This is a genomic window from Microbulbifer maximicatervae (SeqCode) (assembly GCF_052467505.1).
Map to the genome: position 1 here is coordinate 397,703 of NZ_CP174313.1, position 19,444 is coordinate 417,146.

A 19,444-nucleotide genomic window follows, 5' to 3' on the forward strand; every position below is an offset into this window, starting at 1 on the left:
GGAAAGGATAATGTCTAGACTCAAACTCTTTTTGCCCCTGGTAATATTTGTCGTGTTGGCCCTGTTATTTTGGCGGGGCCTCTACCTGAATCCACAGGAAATGCCATCGGCCCTGCTGAATAAGCCTGTGCCGGAATTCTCTTTGCAAAAAGTGGCGGATAACAGCCAAATTGTAGAGAAGAAAGATCTTCCCAATGGCCCGCATTTGATGAATGTGTGGGCCACTTGGTGTGTAGCTTGCCGGGTAGAGCACCCCTATTTGAATGCTCTGGCTGAGCAGGGTGTGCCGATCGTTGGCGTTAACCTCAAAGATGAGGATGAGGCAGCAATCAAGTGGTTGGAAAAATTCCACAATCCCTACTTGTATAGCCTCGCCGATAGAGATGGCCGTTTGGCTCTGGACCTCGGTGTTTTCGGTGCGCCGGAAACTTTCCTGGTGGATTCCGAGGGAACTATTCGCTGCAAACACGTTGGCGTTGTCGACAATAAAGTCTGGCAGACCAAGCTCCAGCCTTTGTACGAAAAATTAAAAAACCAGCGCTGGGACGATATTGTCGGTGAGTTATCAGATTCCCTCATCTCCCGTTGTCAGTGAGACAGAAGAAAAGAAGAGCCGTTTTATTTGTTGGCTGGGGCCAGTAGAGAATAAAGCGGCTTTTCAGCAACAGCTGGAAACTGTCCGCGCTCAATATCCCGATGCAAGCCACCACTGTACCGCGTTGGTGATCGGCAACCCTTCCAACCCGGAAGTAATGCTAGCAGATGACGACGGCGAGCCCGGTGGTAGCGCGGGGCGACCAATGCTGGAATTGCTGTTGAAACAGGGTGTCGGTAATGTGGGCGCTATAGTGACCCGCTATTTTGGTGGTACCAAGCTTGGGGTGGGTGGCTTGATGCGCGCCTATCGCGGTGCGGTAGGTGCCGCGCTGCAAGATATTCCGTTGCAGCCCTTTGTTCTCCTAATGCATGTTTCGGTTTGCTGTGATTTTGCCCAGGAAGCTCGCCTGCGCTTTTTGGTAGGGCGTCACCAGGGGAGTTGTGGGCAGGCGGAATATGCCAGTGATGTCACCGTGCCAATTTCACTCCCACAGGATCAGTGGTCGCAATTGCAGGTGCAACTATTGGCAGAGGGCTTTCAGCTTCTCGATGATCAATAGTTCTTTCAAATGATGCCGTATTTGGCGAGCTTGGCTATCTCAGCCCCGGAATAGCCAAGCTCAGCCAGGATATCCTTGGTGTCTTCTCCCAGGGTAGGTGCCCGCTTGAAATTAACCATCTCTCCATCACAGCGAATTGACGGTGCCAGTATTTTAATATCCTTGCCGTGATCACCGGGTATTGTTTGGATGCGGTCGGTATCGGAAACAAAGGGGTTTGTTAGCGCCTGCTCAACGTCATATACCGGTGCGGCTGGCACCTGGCCAGCTAAAATTTTTAGCCACTCTACGGTATCTTTTTTTGACAGTATCTCATCCAGTATTTCGGTTAACTCCGATTGGTTTTTCCTGCGCTCCCTGAAATTTACAAACTTGGGTGCGTCAGCTAATTCCGGATGTTCAATACATTGACACAGGGATTTCCAGAACTTTTCCTTATTGCACATCAGGTAAATCCAGTCGTCCTTTGTCTTATAAAGTTGACAAGGGCTTAGGGAAAAGTGTGCTGATCGCGGCACCCGCTTTTGGTTGTGCCCCGCATTTAACTGCCACATGGCCACATAACTTAAATTATATAAAGCGTTATCAAAAAGGCTGACATCGATATCTCGCCCCTTGCCAGTTTCCCTGGCATTAAGTACACCAGAAACAACGGCCAACGCGAGAGCTACCCCGGTGGATAAATCCACCAGGGACAGGCCGCACCGGGCAGGTGGACTGTCAGGTTCACCAGTTAGCTTGAAATAGCCTGCCTCTGCCTGCACGGGGTAATCATATCCCGGCCACTTGGCCCTATCGCCACTGCGGCCGTAGGCAGTCAGGTGGGCGCAAACGATCTTGGGGTTCAGCTTTCCCAGTTTTTTGTAAGTAATACCCAGCTTGCCCGGTACGTCTCCCCGTAGATTGTCGGTCAGTGCATCTGCACTAAGAATTAATTTGTGCAAGATTTCCTGCCCTTGGGGAGAGGACAGGTTGAGGGATAAACTGCGTTTGTTGTGATTGAAAGCCTGAAAAAAAAGGCTGCTATTATCCCCAGGTTCATTCTCCAAGAAGTAAGGGCCTACGGTACGGCCTACATCCCCCCCGTGGGAGATATCTTCGACCTTGATGATTTCCGCTCCAAGATTTGCCAGGTATAAGGTGCCAAAAGGGCCTGCACCATATTGTTCCACCGCCACAATCCGCAATCCTGAGAGAGGTAACATGTCGGAATAATCCACTAAATATAGATACGCCGTATTCCTCAGCATAGAGCAGGAGTTGTAAATTCGATGGGATTGGCTGGTAGATATTGGGAATAGTCGGTCACCCGTATTTTAGTGACCCTCTGACAGGCAGGGCTCACTGAAGGTGAGTGTCGCGATTTAATACAGAGTTGCTAGTCTTTTGGGTGAGCTACTGGATTGGCTTGGAATCCGGTTGTAGAGAAGGGCACCGGGAACGGATATCCGGCTATCTGTCAATTTGTTGAGAGGGCGCCGCTAGATGGGTAGTGTCATTAACAGAAGCAAGTATTTTCGCAGCGTCCTGTTTGTCCCTGCGACCCGGCCGGATCGCTATGAAAAAGCAATGGCCAGCGGAGCCGATATTGCCTGTGTGGACTTGGAAAATGCCGTTTCCCTGGAAGATAAAGATACTGCAAGGGAGCAGGTGGTCAATTTCTTTACAGGAAAGGATATTGTTCCCACTCAGCGCGCGTTGAGAATCAACCAGCTCGACAGCGATTGCGGCATCAAGGATATGTTGATGCTGCTAGATCTGCCGCAACTGCCAGACGTTGTGATTCTTCCCAAGGTTCAATCAGCAGAAGAAGTGATTGGTTTTTGCCAGGTTATGGCCCCCTCCCATAAAACGATTCGAATAATAGCCCTGATTGAATCCCCAAAAGGTTTGGAGAATGCGTTGAGTATTGCCCAGGTAGAGGAGGTGGTTTGCCTGGCCTTTGGCGCGGCTGATTACAGTGCAACAGTGGGGTCAGATATGAGCTGGGATGCTCTTTTATATGGCAGGGGGCGGCTGGTTCAGGCTGCCGCATTTGCAGGCATTGATGCTGTAGATGGCCCCTATTTGGAGCTGGATGATGAAAGAAGCCTAATTGAGGAAACACAGAGGGTCTCCGCCCTGGGGTTTTCTGGAAAAATAGCCATCCATCCAAAGCAAATTAAACCGATTCACCAAGGATTGGCACCATCTAGTGAGGCGCTCTCTCATGCTCAGCGAGTACTGAAAGCTTATAAAGAGAATCATGGTGGAGTTCTTGTAGTTGATGGACAGATGGTGGATATGCCCGTGGTTGAGCGGGCACTGAAAACTGTGGCGGCCTCGAAGGGATTGTGACCGTACTGTAGCAGAGCCAAACTCACCGGAGCCTTACGGTAAGGCAAGAGGTTTCTATGCCCCGCTATCATTTTCCTGCGTATATAAAAACCGGTAAAAATCGCTATCGAGAGCGTTACGGTCTCGATTTTGAAGACTTTAAGGTAGGGCAGGTTTTTCACCATAGGCCCGGCGTTACCATTAGCCAGCACGATAATAAGGAAGAGTGTATCAAGACCTTAAATCAAGCCATGCTGCATTTTGATGAGTGTTACACCGCCCAAACTGAATTCGGTAAGCCGTTAATCGATACTACTTTAGCGGTTCAACAGCTAATGGGCTTGATCTGGAAGACCTACAATCGACGAAAAAAAATTGTTGGTTGGAGAAAAATTTCCATGGTGGCACCAGCTTATGGCGGTGATACCTTGTATTCTGAGAGTAAGGTTCTCGAAGTCCAGGCAGGTAGTGAGTATGACGACGCGGGGCTGGTAGAAATTGTTATATATGGAAAGAATCAAGACAAGAAGACTATTTGCGAAATGCAGTGTGACATGTTGATCTTCAAGCGCAATCACCTGCCTTTCTCTGCGAACGGCTACTAAATTTCCATTTTCCATATTTAGGTGACCTCAATGAAAGAGTCATTTAATTTTTTGCGGGAAGTAGAAAATAACGTTTATATAGAAACGGTCGGAATAGATTTTGAAGATTTTGAAGTCGGGCAAGTATTCGAACATCGCCCAGGCCGAACCTTCACTGAAGCTAGCTGTGTCGACTATGCACTTCGCTCATTCGATCTCAGCCCGTTTATCACTGATAAGGTTTATGCGCGTAGAGTTTATGGTGATAGGCAACGAGTATTGGAGACATTTGTTTTAAGTGCAATGGCGCATACAACTAGAACGTTTGGAAAGGTTGTGGCCAACTTGGAGATGAGTGACTGTGAGTTGCAGCCAGTTTACGTAGGAGATACTTTATACTTCGAATCTGAGATACTTTCCAAAAGGGAGTCAAAATCAAGGCCTGAACAGGGGTTGCTTAGCATATATTCCCGCGCTCAAAATCAACATGGTGAATGGGTTTGTGCCTACAAGCGAACGTTACTTGTTTATCGTAAGAACTTTGGTCCCTATAAGGCTGCTGGATACTGATTTCGCAGCCTAGCCAGGCGCTTTTTTCCTACTCTGGATTGTCGAGAGTGGTATAGCGCAAGTAGTAAAATTCAAGAAGCTTTCTAGTATAGCGATGGATCGAAAAGAGTATCCTAGTATATCCCTGCTTACACTATTTTAAATAGTGGCTGTACCGTCCCCGCCTATTGCTAATACTTCAAGGGAATAGTTACATCAATTGTAAAATCTGTGTAAACGGATTGATTTATGCAGATTTACGTATGTCGTCAAAACGAGGAAAATGTTGGTATATTGTGCGGCTGTAAGATGTCTTTAGGGGTACCTTTGTACAAAGTGACAAATAGCTTCTTTGTATACCCTTAAAGATAAATATCTTAACTCAGTAGGTAGGAACAGACAAAGGGAGTTATGCAGTGACTCAGAGATGCTGCGAATGTCAGTTGACACATTTGTCATGATTAGTGATGGGTGCTTACCGTCTGTAGATAGTGAAAGCAAGAAAGCCACGTGTAAGATTTTCAAATTGATAAAAGAGCACAGGGTAGTTTACCCTGATATTTATTCAAATGAAGATGAATTAGATAAATATACATATGAAGTACTACAGATCAGAAGTGCCTGTTAAGAAGAATGCATCTGGTAAGTACTAAGGCTATCATGCTTTCTGGGGGCAGCGCTTCGAGCCTCTCCATGAGTGATTGGCATTAAGTGACTATGGTTGATAGATCGACATTATTGAAAGAACTTAGAATTTCCTGTGATCCAGATTTTGGCATGTGTTTAGAGTTTTTCAGTTGGGATCATCTCGATTATATCGAGGATATTTTAGCTGAGCACTTCGATATTGAGTACGAGTTCAAAATACAAGATTCGGAGAACTCTAGGTACGCGCTCTTATTTGGCAATAGTGTTGAAGAGAGTATCCTGGAAAATGCCTTATTGGCTATAAATCGCTGTCATGCGTATTCTCGGCAACTTTACGTCACAATGTAGGGTGTTACTTGATAAGCTGATGCCGTGTTTTTTGATCACATGAGCCTGCATTGGGCAGTCAGGTAGCGCTGGCTTGTCTGAGATGTGGATGTTAATTTTTCTACAAGATGGAGTGAGTTTTGGGTAATCGGGATTTGATATTCATTAGGCAGGCAATGCTGATACCTGTGTTTGCACTGTATAATATTTTCTTGGGGTTGTTTTTGCCAGGCTATAGTATTGTGACTCAGCATATTAGTGAGTTAGCATTGGAATCACCTTTCTTTTCATATTCACATAGACTTACAGATATATTGATTGGTCTTTCTATGTGTATATTTTCTCTGCCTTGTTTGTCACTCGCAAAGGCTAAATTTACTTTTTTAACGATGTTTGCATTTGGTGTAACATGGATTTTTGCGGGGCTCTTTATTATGAATAGCCCATTACATGATGTATATGGGCTAACAAGTATCTTAATGGTTGTTCCTGTTATATTTGCTTTAGAGATGCGCAATTATTATGTCTCAAAGAAATTCCAGGATTTATGCGTACTTGTAACCTTGATTCACGTTGTTTTCTTTTGGTTCTTTAGTTATGGATATATGCCTATTGAATACAAAGGAGTGACACAAAGGACTTGGGTGGCAGTTACTTTGATATGGTATGGCCTGGCAGCTTATCAGCTTTCATCGTCGGCCAAAAAGAAGGTGCATGAACAAGTTGCGTCATATTCTATGCCTGTTACGTAATGCGTTAAGGTATCAAATCAGATGAATCAAGAATCGTAGGAATTTACTCAAAAAGTAATCTACTTGTGGGAGACAGAAAGAGTGTCAATTTAAAGAAAAAATTTCAATATAACAAAGCTGGGAAAATAGTTTATAAAATTTAGAGAGAGCAAAATTTGGATATTCAGATACGCAAAGAGAGTAAAAGAGATATTGAGCCAATCCACAGAGTCACTACCTTGGCTTTTCGGGACGCTCCGTATACTGATCACTCTGAGCAGTTTATCGTGAAGGCCCTTCGCCAAGCTGACGCATTATTTATATCAAAGGTGGCTGAAGTGGATGAAGATATTATAGGCCACATTGCCATTTCTCCAGTTGTTATTTCTGATGGCTCAGCCAACTGGTTCGGGCTCGGGCCGATTTCAGTACTACCTGAGTATCAAGGAAGAGGAGTTGGCTCAAAGCTTGTTCGGAGCGTCCTGGTTGACCTCAAAGAACAAGGTGCGGCAGGCTGCGTTGTACTGGGGGAGCCTGCTTATTACAGGCGTTTTGGCTTCAAAGTTATTGAAGGGCTGGTTTTACCTGATGTACCCGTAGAGTACTTCCAGGCACTGTCGTTTGATGACGATTTTCCAAGTGGAGAGGTTGTATATCACAAAGCATTCTCGGCTCAATTTTAACTGCCAGCTGTACTGCGATGGACCTTCCACCGTTTTACAGATAGAAAAGGGCGGACGAGTAAGATTGTATGTTCTATAGGCATGACAATGAATATACGAGCAAATGCGTATCCAGCTTTTGAGAGACGCTAAATTTATTCAGGTGGGGGCGTGGTTGTGGATATGCGTCAGAATAGGAAAGTTATCTCTACCGAAATTAATAAGCTGGTAGAATTTATATTAAGTGATACGAGAGTGGGTCCATGAGTATAGAAATTAGGCATAGTAGAAAAGAAGATATTCCTGAAATTAAAGATATATATGCTCAGTCTTCCTGCTATGCAGGAACACTTCAAGTCCCATACCCTTCAATAGATAAATGGGAAAAGTTTCTGGGGAATATCCCCGATAACTTTTATAGCATCGTAGCTGTCCTGGATGGGATGATCGTCGGTCAAATTGGAATGGAGGTATTCTCGAATCCAAGGCGAAAGCATGTCTCAAATATAGGTATGGCAGTAAGTGAAGAGCATCAAAAGAGTGGGGTTGGCTCAAAGCTTTTAGAGGCAATGCTCAACTTATCTATTAACTGGCTTGCCGTTCGCCGTATAGAGTTAGAGGTTTATACTGATAATGAACAGGCTATAGGTCTATATAAGAAGTATGGATTTGAGGTCGAAGGCACTGCAAAAAATTATGCATTTCGAAATGGTGAGTATGCTGATGTCTATCTTATGGCTAAGGTAGTTTAGTTCAATATAACCTAGTGGTTGAAGGCTATATACTACGAAAGATAAGGTTGATATAACTGTTGATACGTATGCCCTCTGGTACCTTTGAGAGGAGGGATACCTTTATTTTGGTTTATGAACATGGAGTTTTGCTCAAGGATGTCTGAAATTAATATTCGCTCTGCGAATGAGAGGGATCTAGCTAGGTGCTTTGAGATTGAATCTATATCTTACGCTGGTAACGAGGCAGCGACAAAAGAAAAGATTTTAAAGCGAATTTTGACTTACCCCGAAGGTTTCCTTGTTATAGAGAATAATAAGGAAGTTATAGGTTTTATTAATTCAGGAGCAACTCATAACGTAGAGTTGCCTAATGAAGAGTTTAAAGAGTTGGTAGGCCATGATTCGAGTGGAGAAAATATTGTTATTATGTCCCTGGTGGTTCACCCCAAATATCAAGGTAAGGGTATGGCAAATAAGCTATTGAACAGCTTTATTAGCTCTATGAGTGAGCTAGGGAAAAAGAGAATTTATTTGATATGTCAGGATGAACTTGTTGGTATGTATTCTAAATATGGATTTATTCATCAAGGTAAATCTGATTCTACTCATGGTGGCTTGAGTTGGCATGAGATGTTTCTTACGCTCTAAAGTAAATAAATTTAACATCACTGTGTTTTCTTATTTTCTTTCTGGGATCGTTGTAAATTCAGACCATATCTATTGGAATGAATTGATTGCAAATAGAATCTGCGCCAAAAACTGAAAAAGTTGGCACTGTTTTGCCAGTGCCGCTATAACTTCAGGGGATCGGCAACTTAAATATGTCCGAAGTACTATTACATAGCACTTTGATTTAATTCAATTCCCATATTGTGGGAGGTGGTAAATAGATGACGGCGTCTGACAACGGCTTCAGAAAGCATCTCTAGCGCCTGATAAGTATCCTTCCAGCCGATACAAGCATCAGTAACCGATTGTCCGTAGGTCATCTTGCCCCAGGGGAGAATTTTTTGGCTTCCTTCTTCGAGGAAGCTCTCAATCATTACAGCTGAAATATTTCTTTGCCCTGTGCTGATTTGATCGCAGAGAGATTCCGCAACAACTATTTGATTACTGTGTATTTTCTGGCTGTTGCCATGACTGCAATCAACCATAATGCCGGCCGGTAGCGATACAGAGTCAAGTTGGGTTATCGCTAGTTCGATGTCTTCGGGGTAGTAATTGGGTATTGTTCCTCCGCGAAGAATTAAGTGGCAATTAGAGTTGCCTGTAGACTGAACTGCTTCAAACTTTCCATTGCGAATCGTGGTGCAGAATATCTGTTGTGATTGGGCAGCTTGAATCGCATTCATTGCAACTTTGATATTTCCGTCGGTACTATTTTTAAATCCGATAGGGCAAGGAAGTGCTGAAGCTAATTCCCGGTGTGTTTGTGATTCTGTGGTGCGGGCACCAATGGCTCCCCAGGAAATCAGGTCTGCGATGTATAGTGCGTTCAAAGGACAAAGAAATTCGGTGGCTGCTCCCAAGCCCAGAGCATTGATATTAAGCAATAATTCCCGAGCCATAGTGAGCCCAGTATGCATATCGGCACTGCCATCTAAATTGGGGTCGTAAATAAAGCCTTTCCAGCCGATGGTGGTACGTGGCTTTTCAAAATAGGTCCGTATTACCAGGCAGAGGTTACTTTCAAACTGGGGCTTAATCTCGGACAGCTTTTGCGCATAATCTAGTGCGGCGATGGGGTCATGAATTGAACACGGACCTACCACAACCAAAAGTCGATCATCCTCCCCTCGCAATATTCGGGAAATCTCATTACGGGTTCGTTCAATAGTTAAAGCGGAAGTAGATGGGCACGGCATTTTTCGGATTAGCTCATCATTACCCGGAAGTTGCATATGAGTCCGTGCGCTCAAAATAGCAGGAACGTCAGACATAGAATGGTCCTTTTCTTTTAACTGATATAGCGCTGTTATTGTCGAGATTGACTAATACTCAACGATGCTCAATATGCCGTCTTGATGTGGTTGATATGTACCAGTGTAGGTATTTCCACTGGGAACTCTGGATGAGAGATCTCGCAAAATTTTCAGTTCTAATTTTTGCTGCAGGGGCGACAGTGTTGTAATTTCAGCATCCAGAAAGTCAAAGTATTTTCCTACTAGAGGATATAGTGCCTTGAAAAGGCTTTCTTTAATGGAGAAAGCCATAGTCAACCACTGTTCCTGAGGGAAACCGCTCTCTGAAAGTAGGGATTCTTCTGAATCACTGACTATATTGCGTTTGATTTCTTCAGCAGTTTTAGCGGCAATAGTTGTTTCATAATCAATCCCAAGCCCTTGAGAAGTAGTGCTGGCTGCACAGATTGCTCGGCTGCCTGCATGGGTAATAGAGGCTTGTACTCCCTCCGGCCATACTGGACAGCGGTTTATACCTATAGGGATTTCTCTCACTGGCACACCTAGCTCTCTGAGTGCAAGGTGAGCACAGCTTCGTCCAGCAAGAAATTCAGCTCGTCGTGATGGGACGGCTTTTACTAATGAACTTGGAAAAGGAATATTCAAGTGAGAGAAAAACTGATCGTCATACCTTTCTGGGCAAAAAGTAGTCTCTACCATATGGCCCGTAAAGTACTTGGACTTCATCACCTTGTATCCACCTAAAAAGCTGGGTATCGGGTTGTCAATTTTATAAGAGGATTCCCAATTCATAATGCTGTGGCTTCAGTTTCCATTTTTTCTTTTTTCGGGACGGGGCTTTGAGGAGGGGTTTGCGCTTTATTTTTAATAAATACAGCGTCCTTCAAACTTCTGAATCCCAAGGACATAGCAACAGTAATGCCAATTGCTGTAGCAGCAAAGTAGAGAGTACCGGCCATTGGGGCAAACAGCTTGCCTAAGATGCCGAATCCCATTGCGCCAAAAGTATCGCCGGTTACATTTTGGGCTGCCCAGAGACTGTTAACTCTTCCTTGTAATTGGTTAGGAGTATGACTCTGAACCAAAGTAATCTGAATTAGTGAACTAATAGCCCCTAAATAGCCATAAGCGACTAGTGCAACTAAAGCGATATAGAGATGGTTAGCGAGAGTGAGACCGCTCAAGGCAACAAAAGAGAGGGTGCAAGTGAGTAGTAAAACAGCACCGGGACGTTTTAATTGGGGCGCCCAGCCACTGGTTAGGGCACCCAACATAGCCCCTAAGGGCACAGCAGAATACATCAGGCCGATTTCGAATGCACTTCCACCAAAAATAACGGTAACCATTGCGGGGAATAGAACGCGGATGCCTTTGCCCAGGGAATCCAATGTCCCTACTGCAATCGCACTGCCAACAATTTTATGACGGAATAAAAATGAAAAACCCTCAGCTAGTGCTTTTAGAGGTTGCTTTTTCGGCTGCTTTCCTGGCGCCATGGAGGGCAATCGGGTCAGCGGGATCAGCGTGGCAAAAGTACCTAAGGAGGCCGCAGTATAGTTCCAGCTGATATCAGTGGCGGCAATAATCAATCCGCCAATTGCCGGCGAGATAACGGTACCGATACGTACGGTGAGCATGCCCAAAGCATTGGCAGAGGCAAGATTCTCTTTGCCTACAATTGAGGGAATTGAGGCCATTAATGCAGTGATACCAATTGCACCAAAGAAACCACTCCAAATGGAAAGAGCATACAGGGCTATTAGTGAGGGTGATGTAAAGAAGCAATTTATAGCTAATGCAGCAAAACCCAAGCCGCAACCGGAGCGTCCGATCAAAATCAGTGTGCGGCGGTTATGGCGGTCGGCGAGCACACCTCCCCACAGCAAGCCAATAAACATGGCTATACCTTCCAGAGCCATAATGACTCCTACCTGGATAGTAGAGCCTGTCATTGCATGGACTTGTACCGGCACCGCGACTGTTAACATCCCCAGAGAGATAATCGAAATCATCCTGGCAATAAAGATCATGCGGAAGTTTGCATTGCTCTTGAGCAAGTCAAATCTCATAAATAGTGAACGGTTCATAGGGATGTTACAGCCTCTTGGGGATCTGCTTTTTCTGTCTGTTTAGTTAAGGAGTCTCTGTATAACTCCATAATGTCTCTGCGGGTCTTGAAGGCTGCAGATGTTAGGCGCAGCTCGCCGCTAATGGCCGTAGCCCTTTGCAAGAGTTGCAACGCAGCAACTGTGGCCTTCAAGACCCGCCCTTCGGGGCTTGCAGAGCGATCCACACTCCGCGTTGCGACTTCTTGAAATGTCTAGACATTCCTGCGAAGCCACGCCTTGATTGTGAACCGCTCTGCATGCCAGAGGCATCATGGAGTTATTCATAGGCTCCTTAAAGTTGGAACCTTTGCCAATATACCGTTGAGTAGGGGCCCGAGCACTTCAAGAGATGTCGGCGATAGAATATCGTCATGGGCAAAAGGCAATCGGTGTTGTTGCATGTCATTTAGGAATGGAGACCAGCACTTATCTACGTCCCAACCTTCAGGCAGTGTCTTTTCCGCAACAAATAATTGCACATTACCAGAATAGGGTTGGGTGTCTGCATCCGATAGCAGGCGTACAGTATCATCGTAATTCGCTACGATATCGTTAAACATTTTGGTCTGCTCTGCCAGTGTTGCTTCATCGGCAAATTCGCCTTCAGCTGCGCTGAGGAATTGCCGTTTCTCGCGCTCTACTTCTTCCCTGGCTTCATCTTCTGTGGGTCGTTTCCATTCCTGGCCTTCAGGTGGATAAGTATCGAATAATCCGACAAAAGCTACCTGGTGGCCGAGTGCCGTCAGCTTGGATGCCAGGGCTACGGCAACAGTACCGCCAAACGAGTAACCCATTAAGTGATAGGGGCCTTTGGGCTGTGCACTTAAGAGAGTTTGTAAGTAGCGCTCAACGGCTTCGTCCATCGATTCACTGATAGCTACAGGGCCGTTAGGTCGCGGTGATTGAAGGCCAATAATCGGCCAGTTTCCTTCAAGGTATTTGGGGAATCCGGTGTACTGCCATGAAAAACCTGAACCGGGGTTAATACAGAACAGCGGCGTACCAGTTCCAGCCCTAATCGGAAGAATATTGCCAAAGCCCGCTTTTTCAGGATCTTTGCGCAAATTCTCATCGGTCAATACCGCCGCAAGTCCCTCAACAGTAGGAGATACCATAATTTGTCCTACTGTTACTGGAAGGGACAGGCATTGGCGTAGTTCTGCAGCCAGCCGCATAGCAAGTAGTGAATGACCACCAAGCTCAAAAAAGCTCGCTTCTGCTGTTACGGATTCCAAGTCCAGCATCTTGCAGAAGGCATTGGCAATAATTTGCTCAGCCCCTTCACTGGGTGGACGGCCGGAATCAGTTTTATCGCTTTCTGGGTCTGGCAGTGCTTTTCTATCGAGCTTGCCATTGGCACTGAGTGGGAACGTTTCCACAGCAACCAATGCTGACGGCACCATATGTGCCGGTAAGGATTGGGCCAGCTGGTCCGAAAGTGGGCTAAGAGTCTCTGGGAACTTTTCTGGGTTATCCAGTATTACGTAGCCGACCAATTGACGGTTATCACCTGTCGCTTTGCTTTGGCTCAATACGCGCGCGTGAACGGCAGCCTGCTTCACTCCCTCCAAGGAAGATAGTGCTTTTTCAATCTCACCAATCTCAATTCGCAGTCCACGAATTTTAACCTGATCATCACTGCGCCCCAGATATTCAACGTTACCATCAGGCATCCAGCGAACGACATCACCGGTGCGATACATTCTCTCGCCTACTGCATAGGGGTCGGATACAAACCGCTCGGCAGTCAGGCCGTGCCTGTTGAGATAACCGAGTGCGAGCTGCATACCGCTTAGGTAGAGTTCTCCGGGAACACCGATACCTACCGGGCGTAAAAATTGATCGAGAATCCGCAGTTGGGTATTCCAAACCGGTTTGCCGATAGGTATGCCCGTACCTTCTCCAAGATTTAACCCTAAATCAGCGGGGCAGTATGTAACGTCAACAGCGGCCTCAGTAGGGCCGTATAAATTGTGCAAAGGCGCTTTAAAGTAACTTGCATAGGCAGAGGCAAGTTCTTTCGAAAGTGCTTCGCCACTACAAAATACCCGGCGCAGCGACTTGGTAAGAGGTACTGAAGATGGCTGGCTATCCAGGTAGTCCACCATAGCTGCGAGCATTGAGGGTACAAAGTGCATGGTTGTTACCTGGTATTTGGAGATAATCTGCAGTAGATGCTCCGGATCTTTGTGGGCTTCCGGTGGGGCCATGACCAGCTCTGCCCCCCGGATCAGTGGCCAGAAGAACTCCCATACTGAGACATCAAAGCTTGATGGTGTTTTCTGCAGCACTACATCATTTTCTGTGAGGTTGTATTCCGCTTGCATCCAAAGCAGCCGGTTCACTATGGCTTCATGGGAAACCAGAACACCTTTGGGGCGACCTGTCGACCCTGACGTGTAAATCAGGTAAGCGGGATCTTCCGGCCGAATTTCCACAGCAATTAATTCATTGGGTGACGACTGCTGGAGAAGATTTTCAATAGCTAGTACAGGTGCGGTGCAGGGCACCGCAGAATTTTCACCAAATCGGTGAACCTGATTTTCTCCAGCAATTATCAGTTTGGGGTTAGCATCCTCCAGCATGAGCGCCAAGCGTTCATCCGGGTAGCTAATGTCCAATGGTAAGTAAGCGGCTCCGGCTTCTATTACAGCTTGTAGGGAGAGGCTGAGCTCAACACTACGCTCAACAGCCACGGCGACAATATCGCCGCGACCTACGTGGTGGGCGTTGAGTTGTGCAGCAATACTGCGAACACTTTGACGCATACTTTGATAGTCAAAGGAGCTGCTTTCGTCTGTGAGCGCTCTACCATCTGGGCTAACTTGAGCTTGCCTAATTAATAAATCGCGTAAAGTGACAGGATCAAATGTCTGTTTGGTGTCATTGATACTTTCAAGAAGCTTGCGCTCAGTGTCCGTCTGCAGGGACATGGCAGCCAACGGTTGTTCTGGATTTTCGGCAACCTGTGTAAGCAGGTCGATAAATCGATGAACAAGGTTTACAGCATTGACAACCGCATCCCGATATTCAAAAAGTATTCTAGGTTTTTCTCCAGGCAATACTAATAGTGTCAGTGGATAGTGAGTAAACCCGCGATTTTGAACTGCATTTAAATGAATCCCGGCGTGATTCTGCTGTATCAGAGCTTCATCGGCCGGGTAATTTTCCACAACCAGAAGTGTATCGAATAGGGTATCTGTGCCGGCAATACGTTGGATTTCACCCAGGCCAATCCCGTCATGATCAAACAGTGCGATTTGTTGCTCCTGCAATGATTGCAGCTGCTTGATCAGGGGTTGTTGAGGTTGCAACTGGACACGAACGGGTAGGGTGTTACTGAATAAACCAATCACCTCATCAATCCCATCTACCGCACTGGATCGTCCAGAAACTGGGCTGCCGAATACTACGTCATTGCGCCCGGTTAATGATCCCAACATTGCGCCCCAAACACCTTGGATCACTGTATTGAACGTGAGTCCTTCCTGTAGGCAGAGCTTATTCAGCTGTTTGTGTAAGTGCTCACAAAGGGGGACTTCTATTTCATGAACTGTTTCTTTATCGCGACTCTCTGCGAACGCGATAGTGGGGGTGACACCTTTGAGAAGATCTCCCCAATGCTTGATGGTATTTTGTTTTTCCTTATTAGACAGTTCCATTACAACAGGATTGTAACGGTTAGGTTCTGATGTGACTTTCCCGGTATCCTCCCGATAAGCTTCAAGCAGGTCCTGTAATAGAATTGGAGTCGACCAGCCATCGATAACCAGATGATGTGCAGTGATTAGCAGAGCGTAATTTTCTACTGATGTTTTTACAACATGAGCATGTAGCAGAGGTGTACGGGTTTCGGCATGCATACGAATATCAAAATGCAGCCCGGCCTGCTGCAGCTCCAGATTAAGTAGCATCTCCTGTTGCTGTGGTTCTGGAAGCTGGCTCAAGTCAATTTCTGTCAAAGGCCATTTTCCAGCAGTATCGGCATCGCTACTGATTTGGGGAATAAGCTGCAGAGGAGCATCCCAGGATTCGCAGTCGAATAGGGCTCCTAGTTGAGGGTGCTTAGCTAAAGTGGAGTTTAGGGCTCGACCCAACCGGGAGATATCCAGTTCACCTTCGAGAGTTAATTTTGTCGTAAAGCTATAGGAGTTTTCCTCGCTACCCAATTCGGTCTGGAACAGTAGACCTTCCTGTAGGGGAAGCACAGGGAGTACAGCGGTCAGAGGGCCATATTTGGTCTCTGCTTCAACCAGGGGTAATCCCAATGTCGCCGGTGAAATTTCTTTGGATTGCTTCTCTAAAGGTGTGAGATTGAGGGCGATCTGCTCAGCAGAGCGCAACTTGAAAATTTCTTTTGGGCGCAGATCGTAGCCAGCTTTGCGCATTGCCGTGCAGAGGCGCATCGCTGAAATACTGTCTCCTCCCAATTGGAAGAAATCATCTTCTGCTCCAATATTGTCGATCTCCAAAGTGCTCGCAATAGCGCTACACACAAGTCTCTCAGCGGTTCCTATTGCCGCTCTTGAACTTTTCTGAGGCGTGGCAGAAGGCATTGGCAAGGCCTTTTTATCGAGCTTGCCACTCACAGTTAGAGGAAACTCTTCGAGAATAATTAAGCTAGCAGGCACCATATAATCTGGTAGCTGCTCGTTCAGTTGTTGTATAAGTCGGCTCAGAATCTCCTGCTTATTGCCGTTAGACGGTGTCTTCAGCGTACAGTAAGCAAGCAATTGATTTCCTGTAGCAATTGGTTTGGCAATTACAGCCACTTCTTTGGTTTCGTCGAGAGATGAAAATGCAGCTTCTACATCGCCGAGCTCAACCCTGAATCCACGTACTTTTACCTGGTTGTCACAGCGCCCGATAAACTCCAATTCTCCATGGGTGCCCCAGCGAACCAAGTCCCCAGTTAAGTACATAACTTTACCGGGGCGGTAGGGGTTTGCTACAAAGCGGCTGGCAGTGGTTTCTGGGCGGCGCAGATATCCAATGGTCATATTGTCCCCTGCGAGATAGAGCTCGCCGGGAACACCAATGGGAACTGGACGCAGTCGTTTATCCAATACATAAACTTCGGTGTTGGCTAGCGGACTACCAATAACCGGCTCAGCCAGATCTGTGGATACCTGTGCACTGGTCGCATAGACGGTGAATTCTGTGGGGCCGTAAATATTATGCGCTTGCAGTTTGGGGAACTGTTGTAATTGAGACCATAAGGCTGGAGATATGGCCTCCCCGCAAATATCCATCAAGATCGGGTGATGGTGGCCTTCATCCATCAGTCCGGCTTCCATTAGTTGAGTAGCCAATGATGGAGCGACGGCAAGAGTATCTATTTTTAATGTGCGGATAGAATCGATTAACCCATAAACATCTCGTTTGGCATCGTCACCAAACAAGTGCAGCTCATGGCCGAGCATCATAAGAAGAATTGGATCCCAGGATGTATCAAATGAAAATGAGCCAGTCAGTGCTACCTTTAAGCGGGTGTTGGCACAATGTTCAATGGCATTTTCAAAAATTTCCTTTTGCAGGGCTAGCGCCAGGTTAAGGAGCGCCCCGTGAGGTACCATTACACCTTTAGGCTTTCCGGTAGAACCTGAGGTATAAAATATATAGGCCCTCTGCTCCCCAGAATTAATCAATGCCTGGTCGCTATACGTTTTGGGGGTGGCAAGCGCTGCTGCATTCAGATGCAGTTGGTCAACAAAGGATGGTAGCCTGTGGGCATGATTGGATAATGTAATAACCTGTGCCGGCTGCGCATCGTCACACATAATGGCAATACGCTCATCCGGGTGCGTAAGGTCGAGCGGTAGGTACGTGGCACCAGAGTAGAACACTGCCAGGATGGCGGCAATAGAGTCAACGGTTCTTGGCAGAGCGACGGCAACAATGTCCTGTGGTGTTATTCCCTTGTTCTGTAAGGAAGCACAAATCTGTAGCGCGCGCAGTGAAAGTTCACTGAATGAAATTTCCTGCCCCTCGAAAACCAGGGCATTTTCATTGCTGCGAGTGTGCACTTGCTGTAAAAAAATATCCAAGGCACTGATATGACTTTCAGTATTGGTGATTTCTATGCCTTTAGCCCAGCTGTCGATAAGGCCTTTTTCACCGATAGGTATTAGAGAGAATTCACTGGATAAACAGTGGCTATTATGGTGAGCCTGAACAAAGAGATCGCTGATTCTATGTCTGTGGAGTTCTAGCTCCTTTTCACTGTATCGATGAGCGTTGGCTGCGAGTTCAATAGTTATTGTTTCTTTGCCGAAGTAAATTGAAAACTCTATGTCTTCAATGGGGCCTGTTGTTATTTGATAGGTTTTACCGGGGGCCCCATCAAAATTGAGTGTGTAGTCAAAGATCTTGCAATTGATAGTGGGGCCATACAGACGTCTGTGTGAGCCGACCAGCCCAAGATCTCTTTGTAGCTGCTCGGATTCGTAGCGCTGATGTTTACGGATTTTGCGTAATTCCCTGGATAGAGAGCGGGCAATATCAAAAATATTTTGCTCGGCGCTGATTTCAAGTTGTAATGGCAGTACATTAGCAACGGGACCTGTAGAGTTAAGTGCGGAGGAGCCCATACGCCGCATAAATGGGTAGCCTACGGTAACTTTATTGCTATCACATATTCTGGATAAATAAATAAAGATCATTGCTGTGGTAAGGTCGACCACCGACAGTTTCTTTGCGTCCGTCAGCTGGGTTAGATTTTCAATTAAACTTCGAGCTATCGAATTACTTTGACGATGCACAAGGCTGTTGGTGTTGTCGAGCGAGCTGGTAGTCTTACTCGACAACGTCAGTGGTGCTGTCAAGCCCTTGGCGTATTCTGTCCAAAAGGCTCGATCCTGTTTGAATTTTTCCGATTCGGCATACTCTAAGTACTCATCAACGACTGCGGAAAACCCCGTAAATGGAGAGCTGGCTATTGGTGCACCGTTAGTAAGTGCATTATAAATTTTCTCGATTCTTTTAGTGAGGGCGGTAAAGCTGAAGCCATCCACCATTAAATGGTGATAGCGCTGGTACCAGAGAAAGTGTTGCCCATTTGAACTATCGGGTAACTGAAAAATAATATGATGATAGAGGCAAGTTTCGCTATCTGCTCTTAATTCCCCTTGAATATCATTGAGCATCAAGGATTTTGCAGCAGCTACCGGATCAAGCGGATCTTCAATTTTTATGAGGTCTACAGCGTTTAAGGATTCAGGTTCGGGCGCTGACTGGAGCTGTTGGACCGGAATGTTATCTTCCTGGTGATATTTTGCATGAATCGTGTCAGCTTCACTTAATCCAATATGAATAGCTTTTGTCAGCAGCTCCACATTAATTGCGCCGTGGATCTCTACATACTGGGCCACGGCGAAGGTATTGCTGCTTTCCGAAAGTTGATCAGCCAACCAGATTCCTACTTGAGGTCCCACCAAAGGGTAAGTGTTATCGCTAAGCTTACTTGCAGAAATGGTTGCGCTTTCTTCTTGCACAGTAACAATCCTTTTTCAACATATTGAGTTGGCACAATGTCTAGGTGGGAAAAAAGTGGCCAAATATTTCGTCCTGATCTACTTGGCCACGCCCCTGAAATATGAAAATAGTGTGGCACAGACCTTAGCCGTATTTTCAAGCGGGTGTTGCTGGCACTTTCCAGCTGCAGTTAGTCCCTTAACCGCCAATAAATAGAGTCTTAAACCTCTCAA

Annotated in this window: 14 protein-coding genes; 9 read left to right on the forward strand and 5 right to left on the reverse strand. The window is 46.1% G+C overall.

Features of this window, described 5'->3' with window-relative positions:
- The first annotated feature begins 10 nt into the window (after positions 1-10).
- A complete protein-coding gene (locus tag ACJJIN_RS01820; RefSeq protein ID WP_444896644.1) occupies positions 11-595 on the forward strand; it encodes a DsbE family thiol:disulfide interchange protein in 585 nt (194 codons plus the stop codon).
- Entirely contained in the window at positions 558-1,157 is a 600-nt protein-coding gene (locus ACJJIN_RS01825) for an IMPACT family protein (RefSeq protein ID WP_444896645.1), read from the forward strand. The genes ACJJIN_RS01820 and ACJJIN_RS01825 overlap by 38 nt, the downstream gene beginning before the upstream one ends.
- Positions 1,158-1,162: 5 nt before the next feature.
- Here ACJJIN_RS01825 and ACJJIN_RS01830 read toward each other — a convergent pair whose 3' ends face one another.
- Positions 1,163-2,362 carry a CaiB/BaiF CoA transferase family protein gene (locus ACJJIN_RS01830; protein WP_444896646.1) on the reverse strand — a complete coding sequence of 400 codons (1,200 nt, stop codon included), beginning with the start codon at positions 2,360-2,362 and terminating at the stop codon, positions 1,163-1,165.
- 280 nt (positions 2,363-2,642) lie between these two features.
- Between ACJJIN_RS01830 and ACJJIN_RS01835 the strand changes: the two genes are divergently transcribed.
- The 7 genes from ACJJIN_RS01835 (at position 2,643) to ACJJIN_RS01865 (ending at position 8,356) form a co-directional block, all read left to right on the forward strand.
- Entirely contained in the window at positions 2,643-3,494 is an 852-nt protein-coding gene (locus tag ACJJIN_RS01835) for an HpcH/HpaI aldolase/citrate lyase family protein (protein ID WP_413665111.1), read from the forward strand.
- A 56-nt stretch (positions 3,495-3,550) separates the two neighbouring features.
- The gene (locus ACJJIN_RS01840; protein WP_444896647.1) at positions 3,551-4,078 is read left to right on the forward strand and encodes a MaoC family dehydratase; all 528 of its coding nucleotides are present in this window, start codon (positions 3,551-3,553) and stop codon (positions 4,076-4,078) included.
- Positions 4,079-4,108: 30 nt separating this feature from the next.
- Entirely contained in the window at positions 4,109-4,627 is a 519-nt protein-coding gene (locus ACJJIN_RS01845) for a MaoC family dehydratase (protein ID WP_444896648.1), read from the forward strand.
- Between the two features lie 1,094 nt (positions 4,628-5,721).
- Positions 5,722-6,333 carry a DUF998 domain-containing protein gene (locus ACJJIN_RS01850; RefSeq protein WP_444896649.1) on the forward strand — a complete coding sequence of 204 codons (612 nt, stop codon included), beginning with the start codon at positions 5,722-5,724 and terminating at the stop codon, positions 6,331-6,333.
- A gap of 155 nt (positions 6,334-6,488) precedes the next feature.
- Positions 6,489-6,995 (forward strand): GNAT family N-acetyltransferase, encoded by a 507-nt coding sequence (locus tag ACJJIN_RS01855; protein ID WP_444896650.1) that lies wholly within the window; start codon positions 6,489-6,491, stop codon positions 6,993-6,995.
- 242 nt (positions 6,996-7,237) lie between these two features.
- Positions 7,238-7,726 (forward strand): GNAT family N-acetyltransferase, encoded by a 489-nt coding sequence (locus ACJJIN_RS01860; RefSeq protein ID WP_413665117.1) that lies wholly within the window; start codon positions 7,238-7,240, stop codon positions 7,724-7,726.
- 138 nt (positions 7,727-7,864) lie between these two features.
- Positions 7,865-8,356 (forward strand): GNAT family N-acetyltransferase, encoded by a 492-nt coding sequence (locus ACJJIN_RS01865; protein WP_444896651.1) that lies wholly within the window; start codon positions 7,865-7,867, stop codon positions 8,354-8,356.
- Positions 8,357-8,544: 188 nt separating this feature from the next.
- Here the strand turns inward: ACJJIN_RS01865 and ACJJIN_RS01870 are convergent, their stop codons facing one another.
- The 4 genes from ACJJIN_RS01870 to ACJJIN_RS01885 all read right to left on the reverse strand — a co-directional run bounded on the left by ACJJIN_RS01870 (position 8,545) and on the right by ACJJIN_RS01885 (position 19,231).
- A complete protein-coding gene (locus ACJJIN_RS01870) occupies positions 8,545-9,648 on the reverse strand; it encodes a 3-deoxy-7-phosphoheptulonate synthase (RefSeq protein ID WP_444896652.1) in 1,104 nt (367 codons plus the stop codon).
- 51 nt (positions 9,649-9,699) lie between these two features.
- Positions 9,700-10,356, reverse strand: coding sequence for a 4'-phosphopantetheinyl transferase family protein (locus ACJJIN_RS01875; RefSeq protein WP_444898220.1), 657 nt, complete (start codon positions 10,354-10,356; stop codon positions 9,700-9,702).
- A 62-nt stretch (positions 10,357-10,418) separates the two neighbouring features.
- Complete coding sequence (gene entS / locus ACJJIN_RS01880; RefSeq protein ID WP_444896653.1) at positions 10,419-11,717, reverse strand: enterobactin transporter EntS; 1,299 nt, start codon at positions 11,715-11,717, stop codon at positions 10,419-10,421.
- Between the two features lie 302 nt (positions 11,718-12,019).
- Positions 12,020-19,231 (reverse strand): non-ribosomal peptide synthetase, encoded by a 7,212-nt coding sequence (locus ACJJIN_RS01885; RefSeq protein WP_444896654.1) that lies wholly within the window; start codon positions 19,229-19,231, stop codon positions 12,020-12,022.
- Positions 19,232-19,444 lie beyond the last annotated feature (213 nt).

Coding starts and splice junctions, on each gene's coding strand:
- ACJJIN_RS01820 (WP_444896644.1), top strand. CDS start 11: ATGTCTAGACTCAAACTCTTTTTGCCCCTGGTAATATTTGTCGTGTTG.
- ACJJIN_RS01830 (WP_444896646.1), bottom strand. CDS start 2,362: ATGTTACCTCTCTCAGGATTGCGGATTGTGGCGGTGGAACAATATGGT.
- ACJJIN_RS01835 (WP_413665111.1), top strand. CDS start 2,643: ATGGGTAGTGTCATTAACAGAAGCAAGTATTTTCGCAGCGTCCTGTTT.
- ACJJIN_RS01840 (WP_444896647.1), top strand. CDS start 3,551: ATGCCCCGCTATCATTTTCCTGCGTATATAAAAACCGGTAAAAATCGC.
- ACJJIN_RS01845 (WP_444896648.1), top strand. CDS start 4,109: ATGAAAGAGTCATTTAATTTTTTGCGGGAAGTAGAAAATAACGTTTAT.
- ACJJIN_RS01860 (WP_413665117.1), top strand. CDS start 7,238: ATGAGTATAGAAATTAGGCATAGTAGAAAAGAAGATATTCCTGAAATT.
- ACJJIN_RS01865 (WP_444896651.1), top strand. CDS start 7,865: ATGTCTGAAATTAATATTCGCTCTGCGAATGAGAGGGATCTAGCTAGG.
- ACJJIN_RS01870 (WP_444896652.1), bottom strand. CDS start 9,648: ATGTCTGACGTTCCTGCTATTTTGAGCGCACGGACTCATATGCAACTT.
- ACJJIN_RS01875 (WP_444898220.1), bottom strand. CDS start 10,356: ATGAAGTCCAAGTACTTTACGGGCCATATGGTAGAGACTACTTTTTGC.
- entS (WP_444896653.1), bottom strand. CDS start 11,717: ATGAACCGTTCACTATTTATGAGATTTGACTTGCTCAAGAGCAATGCA.